Genomic DNA, 11,282 nt, shown 5'->3' on the forward strand with positions numbered 1-11,282 from the left:
ACAGCTTAATAAGGATAACCTCGTGGCCACCTCCCCTGATGCTCCTGACGCTTACGAACGCATGGGCATGCGCGTTCAAAAAATCATCAATTCCCCCACCGCACAGAAAGCCAAAGCCGCACTGATCTTCCGTTTGCCGGACGAGCCGATGGACGAGTGGGAGCGCCTGCTCGAGGAAATCGACGAGAACGACAACGTCACCCTCGCCTATCGCGACGACGGTGGCGTGCAGATTTTTTGGGTTGTACCGAAGGAAGATTGATTCAATGAGTGTCCGCTGTTTTGCTTTGCTACTGCTGTTCGTCACCCTGGGTGCCCAGGCTGGCGCCCCCCGCACATTCACCGAAGCCAAGAAGGTCGCCTGGAAACTGTATGCACCGCAGTCCACAGAGTTTTATTGCGGCTGCAAGTACACCGGCAACAAGGTTGACCTGAAAGCCTGCGGTTACGTACCGCGCAAAAATGCCAAGCGCGCGTCACGCATCGAATGGGAACACATTGTGCCGGCCTGGCAGTTCGGCCATCAGCGTCAGTGCTGGCAGGAAGGTGGGCGCAAGAACTGTACGCGTTACGACCCAAGCTACCAGAAAGCTGAAGCCGATCTGCATAACCTGGTGCCGAGCATTGGCGAGGTCAATGGCGATCGCAGCAACTTCAGCTACGGCTGGTTGCCCGTGCAGTCCGGGCAGTACGGTTCATGCCTGACCCAGGTCGACTTCAAGGCGAAGAAGGTCATGCCTCGCCCTTCGATTCGCGGCATGATCGCCCGCACGTACTTCTACATGAGCAAGCAGTACGGCTTGCGGCTGTCGAAACAGGATCGACAATTGTATGAGGCATGGGACAAGACTTACCCGGTGCAGGATTGGGAACGTCAGCGCAATCAGAGTGTGGCATGCGTGATGGGGCGCGGTAATGAATTTGTCGGCCCGGTGAACATGAAAGCCTGCGGCTGATTTCAGCGCAGACAAAAAAGGCCTCGAACGTGATGTTCGAGGCCTTTTTGTTTGTGTCTGGATGGCCGACTTGTTGTGCCGCCAGTTGTCGATCAAACCAAGTGATTCACGGGGTATGCCGCGCTCTTTGATCGAGTATCTGCGCAAGTTTCATGACGGCTGTCGACTCTCCGGCAATCCAGCCGTAAACCCCTCATGGGAGGCGTCGGTGATTTCCCGGAGAATGTCCTTTGCCATGTCGACGTCAGCCAATTCAATCGCTTGTCCCGCAGCAGCCCTATCAACTGGCAGAGTCGCCGCCCGCTCATTCACGGCGTGAGCGGATGCTCGACCAATACGGACTCAATATTCTGTTTCTTGGCCTTCACCAACGCCGCATCCACTTGTACCTTGCGCGCTTCAGCTTCGGCCTGAGAGTTGAACGGACCAATCAGAATTCGCGTTTTGCCGCTGCTGTCCTTGATCACCGTGGGCACGAAGGCGTGCTCGATCAGCCAGCCACTCAGGTCGCTGACAGCCTGTGGAGTTTCGCCGCGCACTTCGAGATCCCATTGCGGCGCTACAGCCGCCGGCGCGGTTACTGCAGCCGATTGTGGTTTTGGTGCATCTGCATTCTTGCCTTCACCACACCCTGCCAATACCAGTGCCACGACTACCCAAACCAATTTGCGCACAACGCTTTCCTCGAAATTCTCAAAGCGGCGATCTTATCATTCATAAATACTTCGCGAGCCCCGCAAAATGGGCACAAAACAACGAGATTGATGCTTGCAGCCTCTGTATAGTTACGCCCTGGGAATTAATGCCGCTTCTGCGCGTCAGAAAGAGGCACCCAAACCGTGAGACTTCGCACTAATCTATACGTACCACCGACCTCTGCACTGTCTGAATCAGGTGCCCTACAAAGCAATCAAGGAGAAGACCATGCTGATACTCACCCGCAAAGTCGGTGAAAGCATAAACATCGGTGATGACATCACTATCACCATTCTGGGCGTAAGCGGCCAACAGGTCCGCATTGGTATCAACGCTCCGAAAAACGTTGCAGTGCACCGTGAAGAGATTTACCAGCGCATTCAGGCTGGCCTGACCGCCCCGGACAAGCCACAAACTCCCTGAGCCAGATCGCAGTCAGTAGCCAGTCCGTTTACCTTGTGGAATGACTGGCTAGAGATTCACGCGCCGTATTGCCATCCGCTCCCCACTCTGCTGGGCACGGCGCCTGACACGCTAAATCCGATTTCCCCCCCTTATTCCCTTGCCGGCCGATACTACCTGCCATCCCCCAGACTGGCTGTCGGACGTTTCCGATAGAGCGCGGAGAATTCGCCCTCTAACTGAATGTCACACCACGCGCCATGCCTGTGGCTGCAAGCACCATCAGTACCAATAACAACGCCTCGACATGACTGATTCTTGCGTACAGCCTTGCTCGCCTGACATCGAGCGGCGTACCCCGCGCTTTTGCAATACGCCACTTCACCAAGGTAATCATCGGCGCGAGCTCAATCAGCAGAATCAGCACCAACAGCGTCATCTTCAGATGGAACAGCGGCTGATGAAGATAATAGTCAGTGCCCTTTTCATAGCCGCCAAAGGCGCGCATTGCCCCGGTGACCAGCAGGATTAGTGCGGAAATCCCCCATATATTGTCAGCCAGCAAAACTCGGCCCTGCTCTCCCGCCCCGGCTGCCAGACGATTGAACGCCGCTCCACGCGTCAGCACCGCCCAGAAGCCCATGGCGAAAGCGAGTAAGTGAATAGCAGCAAGAAACCAGTGAACCAGCATCGACACACCCCACCAGAAAGAGTTGAAAATCGGCCAGTCAGTAGTAGTCGAAAAAATCGGGATGCGCCTGCGAGAAAATCGCTGGCATTCACGAGAGATCGTGAGGAGGACTCGAAGCGGCAAAAGCCAAATCGCAGGCAAAAAAAATCCCAAGCAGCTGATGGAAGCTTGGGATTTAAAAATGCATAAACCGTGGTGGTGAACGCGGGACGAATGTTACTTAATTCCACGACCAGTAACAACGATTTTTTGATAACCGGTTGGTTAGTAACACTCGTAAGCTTTTCAATATCCACACTTTTTCAAAGGGCGCTGGCGACGAACGGCGAATCTCCAGTCCGTCGCCTGTTCTGACGAAGGTGAAACAGTCGACCATCATTACCAAACACGAAGGCATGTGCGTGCAAATCAACTAGAACCGAATAACGATGAAGCACGACTCGCAGCGGATCAACATTACTCACTACAACGCCGACAACGATAACCCCGTAGCGAACATACCCGACGCCCGATGAAGTGGACTCAGGATGTGGCACTCTGAGGCGGAGGTTTTGCGAAAGCTTTGCAAATTGCAGACAACAAAAAAGGGCCCACCTTTCGGTGAGCCCTTCTAGACCGCCCAGCAGAGCGGATTTTGTTTGGTAGGCGCGATTGGACTCGAACCAACGACCCCCACCATGTCAAGGTGGTGCTCTAACCAACTGAGCTACGTGCCTGCTGTGAGGCGGCATTCTACGGAATTCCGGAGGGGTGTCAACACCTTTTTTTCACCTAACCCTATGAATATGCAAAATATTTAATTTCGGGTTGGCAACGGAGATTTTCCGGTGGCTGGCGGAGGTTTTTCAACTCGGGTAGGATCGACGCACTCGTAAAATATATTAAACAGAGGCTGCAGGATGGCGAACACCCCTTACCCAGAGTCTTTTTACGCTGCGTCGGCCAATGCCGTACCGCCCCGCCCTGCCTTGCAGGATGATGTGGAGACGGACGTCTGTGTGATCGGCGCCGGGTATACCGGATTGTCCTCAGCGCTGTTTCTGTTGGAGAACGGTTTTCGCGTCACCGTACTGGAGGCTGCCAAGGTCGGGTTCGGCGCGTCGGGGCGCAATGGCGGGCAGATCGTTAACAGTTATAGCCGTGACATTGATGTGATCGAACGCAGCGTCGGCCCCAAGCAGGCGCAACTGCTTGGGCAGATGGCGTTCGAAGGCGGCCGGATCATTCGTGAGCGCATAGCCAAATACAACATCCAGTGCGACCTGAAGGACGGTGGCGTGTTCGCCGCGCTGACGACCAAGCAGATGGGCCACCTGGAATCGCAGAAGCGTCTCTGGGAGCGCTTCGGCCATACGCAACTCGAATTGTTGGATCAGCGCCGTATTCGCGAAGTGGTGGCGTGCGATCAGTACGTCGGCGGCATGCTCGACATGAGCGGCGGGCACATTCATCCGCTGAACCTTGCGCTGGGCGAAGCGGCAGCGGTCGAGTCACTCGGCGGCACCATTTATGAACAGTCGCCTGCAGTACGCATCGAGCGCGGCGCCAACCCGGTTGTGCACACGCCGCAGGGCAAGGTCAGGGCCAAATTCATCATCGTCGCGGGCAATGCCTACCTAGGTAATCTGGTGCCGGAGCTTGCGGCCAAATCGATGCCGTGCGGCACGCAAGTCATCACCACCGAGCCGCTGGGTGACGAACTGGCGAATGCGCTGCTGCCGCAGGACTACTGCGTTGAAGACTGCAATTACCTGCTCGACTACTACCGCCTCACGGGCGACAAGCGCCTGATCTTCGGCGGCGGTGTGGTGTATGGCGCGCGCGATCCGGCGAACATCGAAGCAATCATCCGCCCGAAAATGCTCAAGGCCTTCCCACAGCTCAAGGATGTGAAGATTGACTACGCCTGGACCGGAAACTTCCTGCTGACCCTGTCGCGCTTGCCACAGGTCGGGCGCCTGGGCGACAACATCTATTACTCGCAAGGCTGCAGCGGCCATGGCGTGACCTACACGCATTTGGCAGGCAAGGTTCTCGCCGAAGCGTTGCGCGGCCAGGCCGAGCGTTTCGATGCGTTTGCCGACCTGCCGCACTATCCGTTCCCCGGCGGGCAGTTACTGCGCACGCCATTTGCCGCGTTGGGCGCGTGGTATTACGGGTTACGCGACAAATTCGGGATGTAAAAAAAGGGCCGCTGAACAGCGGCCCTCTTATTCAACACTGAACGGCTTCAGAGCTGATCCCGAGCAATCCCGCTACGGATGCGCAAGATATCCGCCAGCACCGCCAGCGCGATTTCCGCTGGCGTCTTGCTGCCGAGATTGAGACCGATCGGCGCATGAATCCGCGCCAACTCCGCCGCGCCCAAGCCACCAATGCGCTGCAAACGCTCGAAGCGCTTCCGTGACGTCTGCAACGAACCCATCACGCCAATGTAGAACGCTTCGGTGCGCACCGCTTCCATCATCGCCAGGTCATCGATGCGTGGATCATGGGTCAGCGCCACCACCGCCGTATCGCGATGGCAGCCACCGTCAGCAATAAACACCGACGGCAATTGCCGGCGAATCTCCACGCTATCAAGCACTACACCTTCCAGCACTTCATCGCGTGGATCACAGAGAATCACTTCAAAGCCAAGACCGACTGCAAATTCGGCACACGCCTGCGCCACGCTGGAATACCCGGCGAGCAACAAACGCTGCGCCGCGCCGACACGAACGCGCACCCGATCAATCTCACGCTCGATCCGCGCACCCTGCTCGCGATCAGCGAACAGACTGCGCGCTCCACTGGCCAGGTCGACCTCGCGAATCAAGCGCCGCTGACCGAGCAGCGCCGACTCCAGTTCACGCAGATGCGCCTGCACCTCGCAGTCGGCGTCAAATTTCTCTACCAGCACATCGAGAATGCCGCCACAGGGCAAGCTGACCCGCGAGCGCGGATCATCACCCTCGCCATAACGCACGACGTTGACCGCATCAAGAAATGCCCCTTCGGCGACGCGCTCGAGAAAATCCTCCTCGACACAACCACCGGACAGCGACCCGATCCACTGCCCGCCCTCGTTCACCACCAGCAGCGAACCCGGCGCACGCGGTGCCGAGCCGTAAGTGGTCAGCACAGTGCAGAGCCAGATGCGCTGCCCTGCCACCGACCACTCCAGCGCCCGGCGCACCACTTGCAGATCGAGATGCTGCATGTCAGTGCGCCTTGTGTTCGATGGACGGTGCGTCGGCTTGCAGCTTCTGCACTTCACTCACCGCCAACTCAGTGGACTGACCACCCCAACCTTGACGCAGGTAGTTGAGCAGATCGGTCAGTTGCTCAGGACTGAGCTTGCCAGCGAAGCCCGGCATCGGCTGCATGTGCTCGAAACCGGAGAACTTCTGCTCGCCGATACCATCCTCGATCACGCGCAACAGGTTGCGTGGGTCTTCCAGACGCAACGTGGTGTTGCCGCGCATGGCCACGGCGATGTGCGGTTTGCCTTCGCCACCCGCAGCATGGCAACCGGCGCAGACATTCAGGTACTCCTGACGACCGCGCTGGGCACTGGCGCTGAGCTGCTCTAACGGTACTTCAACCAGCGCTTTGGCTGCCGGCGGCTTGTCGCCGAGCAGGAACGTCGCCATCGCCGCCAGATCGGTATCGCTCAGACCTTGAGTGCTGTTGTGGAACACCGGGAACATCTCGTTGAACATCGTCCCCTGCGCGCTCATGCCATGTTTGAGGAACGTACCCAGATCCTGCTCGTTCCAGCCGCGCGCGGCCAGATCAGTGGCCAGCAGACTCGGTGCCAAGTACCCATTGAGGATGCCACCGGTGAGGCGTTTATCCAGCCGCATCGCGCCCGGAAGGCCACGCGGTGTGTGGCATTCGCCGCAGTGACCGAGCACCTCAACCATGTACTGGCCGCGCTTCCAGGCTTCGCTTTTGCCTTCGGCCGGATCCAGCTTCAGTGCTTTGCCGTACATCATGTTCCAGCCGATCAGGCCCAGACGCACATTGAACGGGAAGCTCAGGCTGGTGACCGGTGCTGCGCGCTCAATCGGCTCGATGGTTTTCAGGTACGCATGGATCGCATCCGAATCTTCACGCGGCATCAGGTGATACGAGGTGTACGGCATCGCCGGATACAGGTTCGCGCCGTCACGACGCTTGCCTTCAGTCAGCGCAGCGAAGAACTCGTCATCGTTGTACAAACCGATGCCGTGCTCTTTGCTCGGGGTGATATTGGTGCCGTAGATCGTGCCGAACGGCGACACGATTGGCAAACCGCCGGCAAATGGCGCGCCACCTGGTGCGGTGTGGCAGGCCATGCAATCGGCGGCACGAGCGAGATACTCGCCGCGCTTGACCTGATCATCAGCGTGAGCAAACAGCACCGGCGCAGCGAGGCCAACCGCCAGGGTGAGGCGGGTCAGAAAAAGCTTCATGCTTAACCCTCCTTGACCAGGCCGAGATCGGTCAGCACGTTGCGGGTAGCGTTGTAGTAACGCACGTACCCGGTGCAACGGCAGACGTGATGGCCGAGGCTGTCCTCGATGACTTGTTCAAGCTTGCTTTGCACGGTCGGCTGGCGCTGCAGCTTCTCGACCAACACCGTCGCGGCGTTGACGAAGCCCGGCGCGCAGTAGCTGCACTGGAAGGCGAACTCGTCGACGAAACGCTGCTGGATCGGGTTCAGCTCGGTGACCTGACCCGATTCGTCGCGCTTGGCGTGCGATTCGATGGTGCGGACTTTCTTGCCTTCGAAGTAGTGCGCGCCGGTGATGCAGGTGCGCACTTCTTCGCTGGTGCCGTCCGGGTTATCGACGATCACCACGCAAGCGTGGCAGATGCCCTGGCCGCAGCCCAGGCGCGAACCGGTGAGGTTCTTGTATTCGTGCAGGTAGTCGATCATTGGCAGGTCATCAGGGATGTCCACCGGGCCGACGGATTGACCGTTGAGGGTCAGTTGAAGCGGACGGTTAGCCATTGAGGGCCTCCTTGATGCGCGCAGCAGTGATTGGCAGGTCGCGAACACGTTTACCGATGGCGTGCGCCACGGCGTTTCCGATGGCACCGACGATCGGGATCATCACCACTTCGGCGATACCTTTGGACGGATCGCTTGGCGACAGCGGCGGCAGGATCTCCGCAGTCTGTTTCCACACGGCAACGTGACGGGCCATCGGCAGACGGTAACGGTTGAAGTTCCAGTCACCCTCCCCCGGTCCACCTTCATACAGCGGCATTTCTTCCATCAAGGCGTGGCCGATGCCCATGGCGATACCGCCTTCGAGCTGGCCCTTGACCAGTTCTTCGACCAGCACCCGACCACACTCGACCCACGAATGGTGGTTGAGCACTTCGACTTCCGCCGAGCCTTTGTTGACCTTCAGTTCGACCAGCGTGGCGACCGGGCTGTAGTAGGTCACGGCGGCGTTGTTCAGTTGAACCACCGGGTAATTGATGTTCTGGCGATCGAGCAGGTGGAAACCCGCCGTGGTCATCAGCGCTTTCTTCGCCTTCGGCGCGCCATCGCCATATTTCACCGCCAGACCATCAAGCGGCAGGCGCTCGCGCACGCCGTCAATGCTGTATTCGGCCTCGGCCCAGCTCCAGCGGTTGAATGCGTGAACGGTAGCGCCAGTCACCAGACCACGCTCGTGAGCGTGCTTGGCCAGCTCTTCGAAACTCAACGGCTGCATGCCGTTGGCCGTGAGCTTGCCGTCGACCCAATGCGCATCTTCGCGACGTACGACGTAAGGGTTGGCTTGACCGCCATAAGGGCCCTGACGCCAGATCTCCATGGCGGCTGGCCACAAACCGTTGTTGAACAGCACGCGCGCCGCTTCACGGGTAGCGTGGCTGAAGTAGTAAGCGGAGTTGGTCGCCGACGAGGCTGAAGCCAGTTTGCCGACCCAACGCGGGTTGCGCAGCAGATTGTCCTGCTCGGCCTGGCTCATGATGTAAGGGTTACCGCTGGTGATCAGCTGCATTTCCTTCCATTCGGTTTCGCCGGTTTTCACTTCGTGTGCCGGACTGCCGAGGAAATCGGCCACCACCAGGGCTTGCGAGGTGGACATGCCGGTGCCGATCTCGATGCCGATGTGGCGCAGAGTGATGCGACCTTCAGCAGTGAATTCGATACTGGCCATCGGCGCTTCGGAACCGGTGCCGAAGTCTTTCTGGCAAATGGCAAAACCAACGCCGTACCAGTTGTCCGGGTCGGCCGCTTCGCGCTGCTTCTTGATCGCATCGCGGTTTTTCCAGACTTCGTGCACCGAAGCCTTGTCGAGGATTTCGTGCAGACGCAAGGCACCGGCCGGGATCGCGCCTTGGGTGTTTTTCATGCCCGAACGCAGGGCGTTCTTGCGACGCAAGTCGATCGCATCGACACCGAGGCGATTGGCGATTTCGTCGACCATCATTTCGGTCGCCGCCATGCTTTGCAGGGTGCCGTAGCCACGCATGGAACCCGCCTCCACACCACGCGAGTGGTAAGCGGTGACCTGCTGATCGTTCTGCGGCATGTAGTAGATCGATTGCGCCGCCGTGGCACCCACCGCAGCGACGGATGGGCTGTAGTTGATTCGGCCGCCACCGTCGACGCTCATTTCGGCGCGGAAAATCTTGAAGGTGTAGTCGTTCTTGTCCACGGCCAACTGGTAGCGGATGTCGAACGGGTGGCGCTTGATGCCGCTCTGGAACTGCTCGTAGCGGTCGTTGGCCAAGCGCACTGGCACACCGGCGCCGTACAACGCGGCAAGAGCTGCGTAGTAGACGAAGATGTTGTGATCTTTGGAACCGTAACCGACGGTGTAACCCGGGTGCATGTTCAGATTGTCGAGGCCGAAACGCGACGGCGCGATCATTTTCGCGGTCTCGGTCGCAGCTTCCAGCGGGCACTGGGTCGCCACGACAAAATGCAGAGTCTTGGTTTTCGGGTCGTACCAGCCGTTGCCGTTGTCCGGCTCCATGGCGGCCGGCTCGATCGACGGGGTCTTGTAGCGCTCGTCGAAGACCAGCCAGTTGTCCGGCGGCGTATCGATCTCTTGCTTCATGCGGTCGGCGTAGAACAGGCCGCGCTCGGTCAGGTTGCCGTGCAGGTTCGGCTGGGAATTCCACACTGGACGACGGTTCTTCAACATCGGGAACAGGATCGAGTCTTTGAGGCTGGCGAACTCGTCTTCGTCGGCCGATGTCGCGCCGCCCACACGTACGTAGCGGAAGCTGCCATACGGATCGCCTTCGTAGAACGGCACTTTGGCACCGTAACGAATCGCTTTGTCATTGAATTTGAGTTTGTTCTTGGCCTGGCGGAAACGCTCGAAGTCGTTCCAGATCAGGATCGCTACCGGGTGACCGATGAACATCGGCACTTTGCCTTCCGGCAGCAATGGGTCTGGGGCATGCTCTTCGGGGAAGACGATGCCATCCTTGTCCAGATCGGCGGCGGTGACGATGCGGTCAGGCTGCAAGTCAGCGCCGAGCCACGACAGGTCGTAGCCGTCGTAGATACGGTCAGCCTTGATGGTTTTGAGCAACATGGCGTGGCCCTGTTGTTCAGGCCAGCCTGGCATATCCTTGGAACGGATGTCGCGGGCAAAGACTTTGCTGCCGCAGACCTTGGACAGTGCATCGTTGCGCTGACGCGCCTTGCCGTTGTTGCCGAGCCATTTCTCGGACGGCACGGTGACGCTGGTTTCCATCAAGGCAGCCAGCGCCTGACTGCTGAGCGGCGTGAGCGTGACGCTCACACCCGCCACCAGCCCGCCCTGAAGGAACGAGCGCCGGGATATATCACGGTTGGACATGGATCATCCTCTGGGCGGTTATGTGTCCGCCCTTCTGGTTATCTACTGGGGAATCTCGAGTCTTGCAGAAGCCCTTTTTGGCTAAACAAAGGGCGTGTTGACAGTGCAAAGCTGACCGAAAGGTTAACTTTAAAGGTTTCTGAGCTCCCAGCAAACAACCAGTTACGAAAATTTGACTAAAGAATCAAAAAATCAATGCGACGTGAGACCGCAGCAGATTACCGAACCAATAGATATCCCCCCTGTGGGAGCGAGCCTGCTCGCGAAGGCGTACTGTCAGCCAGCACATTATTAGCTGACACACCGCTTTCGCGAGCAGGCTCGCTCCCACATGGGATTTGCTTTGGATTCGGGGATAGGGAGGAAAAAGAAAAGTAGCCAAATTTGAGACACAAAAAACCCCGGTCTTTCGACCAGGGTCTTTGCTATCGACTCCGAATCAGCCAATGGCTGTTTTCGGTGCTTCAAGGCGTTCAGTGGTCCTTGAAGCAGATATGGCGCAGCGGACGGGACTCGAACCCGCGACCCCCGGCGTGACAGGCCGGTATTCTAACCGACTGAACTACCGCTGCGTATCGCTTTGAGCTTGCGCTCAAGTAACTCGTTTTGACTGCTTGCTTCGGTGCCTTGCAATCGCGAACCAGACACTGCCTGACTCGTAAAATATGGCGCAGCGGACGGGACTCGAACCCGCGACCCCCGGCGTGACAGGCCGGTATTCTAACCGACTGA

At 58.4% G+C, this 11,282-nt stretch carries 10 protein-coding genes and 2 tRNA genes; 4 read left to right on the plus strand and 8 right to left on the minus strand.

Translation table 11 applies throughout. The features are described 5' to 3' along the window. Positions 1 to 61: 61 nt before the first annotated feature. Together M9827_RS22965 and M9827_RS22970 are read left to right on the plus strand one after the other, a co-directional pair. Entirely contained in the window at positions 62 to 262 is a 201-nt protein-coding gene (locus M9827_RS22965) for a DUF1654 domain-containing protein (RefSeq protein ID WP_250607330.1), read from the plus strand. A gap of 4 nt (positions 263 to 266) precedes the next feature. Further along, the gene (locus tag M9827_RS22970) at positions 267 to 956 is read left to right on the plus strand and encodes an endonuclease (protein ID WP_250607259.1); all 690 of its coding nucleotides are present in this window, start codon (positions 267 to 269) and stop codon (positions 954 to 956) included. A 308-nt stretch (positions 957 to 1,264) separates the two neighbouring features. Here the strand turns inward: M9827_RS22970 and M9827_RS22975 are convergent, their stop codons facing one another. Next, positions 1,265 to 1,630, minus strand: a complete 366-nt coding sequence (locus M9827_RS22975; RefSeq protein WP_250607260.1) for an SPOR domain-containing protein — start codon at positions 1,628 to 1,630, stop codon at positions 1,265 to 1,267. Between the two features lie 250 nt (positions 1,631 to 1,880). On the opposite strand from M9827_RS22975, the gene csrA reads away from it, so the two are divergent. Then, positions 1,881 to 2,075: a carbon storage regulator CsrA gene (csrA, locus tag M9827_RS22980; protein WP_003179932.1), complete on the plus strand. Its 195-nt coding sequence runs from the start codon at positions 1,881 to 1,883 to the stop codon at positions 2,073 to 2,075. Between the two features lie 214 nt (positions 2,076 to 2,289). Here the strand turns inward: csrA and M9827_RS22985 are convergent, their stop codons facing one another. Both M9827_RS22985 and M9827_RS22990 read right to left on the minus strand, forming a co-directional pair. Continuing rightward, on the minus strand, positions 2,290 to 2,745 hold the full coding sequence (locus tag M9827_RS22985) for a DUF2214 family protein (protein ID WP_250607261.1): 456 nt from the start codon (positions 2,743 to 2,745) through the stop codon (positions 2,290 to 2,292). Positions 2,746 to 3,384: 639 nt separating this feature from the next. After that, positions 3,385 to 3,461 (minus strand) — tRNA-Val (locus tag M9827_RS22990). Between the two features lie 183 nt (positions 3,462 to 3,644). On the opposite strand from M9827_RS22990, the gene M9827_RS22995 reads away from it, so the two are divergent. After that, positions 3,645 to 4,928: an NAD(P)/FAD-dependent oxidoreductase gene (locus tag M9827_RS22995; RefSeq protein WP_250607262.1), complete on the plus strand. Its 1,284-nt coding sequence runs from the start codon at positions 3,645 to 3,647 to the stop codon at positions 4,926 to 4,928. A 47-nt stretch (positions 4,929 to 4,975) separates the two neighbouring features. Here the strand turns inward: M9827_RS22995 and M9827_RS23000 are convergent, their stop codons facing one another. The 5 genes from M9827_RS23000 to M9827_RS23020 all read right to left on the minus strand — a co-directional run bounded on the left by M9827_RS23000 (position 4,976) and on the right by M9827_RS23020 (position 11,122). Beyond that, positions 4,976 to 5,947, minus strand: coding sequence for an XdhC family protein (locus tag M9827_RS23000; RefSeq protein WP_250607263.1), 972 nt, complete (start codon positions 5,945 to 5,947; stop codon positions 4,976 to 4,978). 1 nt (position 5,948) lies between these two features. Beyond that, on the minus strand, positions 5,949 to 7,184 hold the full coding sequence (locus M9827_RS23005; RefSeq protein WP_250607265.1) for a c-type cytochrome: 1,236 nt from the start codon (positions 7,182 to 7,184) through the stop codon (positions 5,949 to 5,951). A gap of 2 nt (positions 7,185 to 7,186) precedes the next feature. After that, positions 7,187 to 7,726, minus strand: a complete 540-nt coding sequence (locus M9827_RS23010) for a (2Fe-2S)-binding protein (RefSeq protein ID WP_038369461.1) — start codon at positions 7,724 to 7,726, stop codon at positions 7,187 to 7,189. After that, positions 7,719 to 10,550, minus strand: a complete 2,832-nt coding sequence (locus tag M9827_RS23015) for a xanthine dehydrogenase family protein molybdopterin-binding subunit (protein WP_250607267.1) — start codon at positions 10,548 to 10,550, stop codon at positions 7,719 to 7,721. Before M9827_RS23015 ends, M9827_RS23010 begins: the two co-directional genes overlap by 8 nt. Positions 10,551 to 11,045: 495 nt before the next feature. Next, positions 11,046 to 11,122: transfer RNA gene (locus M9827_RS23020), tRNA-Asp, on the minus strand. Positions 11,123 to 11,282: the final 160 nt, after the last annotated feature.

The organism is Pseudomonas sp. AKS31 (genome assembly GCF_023634765.1).
GTDB lineage: Bacteria > Pseudomonadota > Gammaproteobacteria > Pseudomonadales > Pseudomonadaceae > Aquipseudomonas.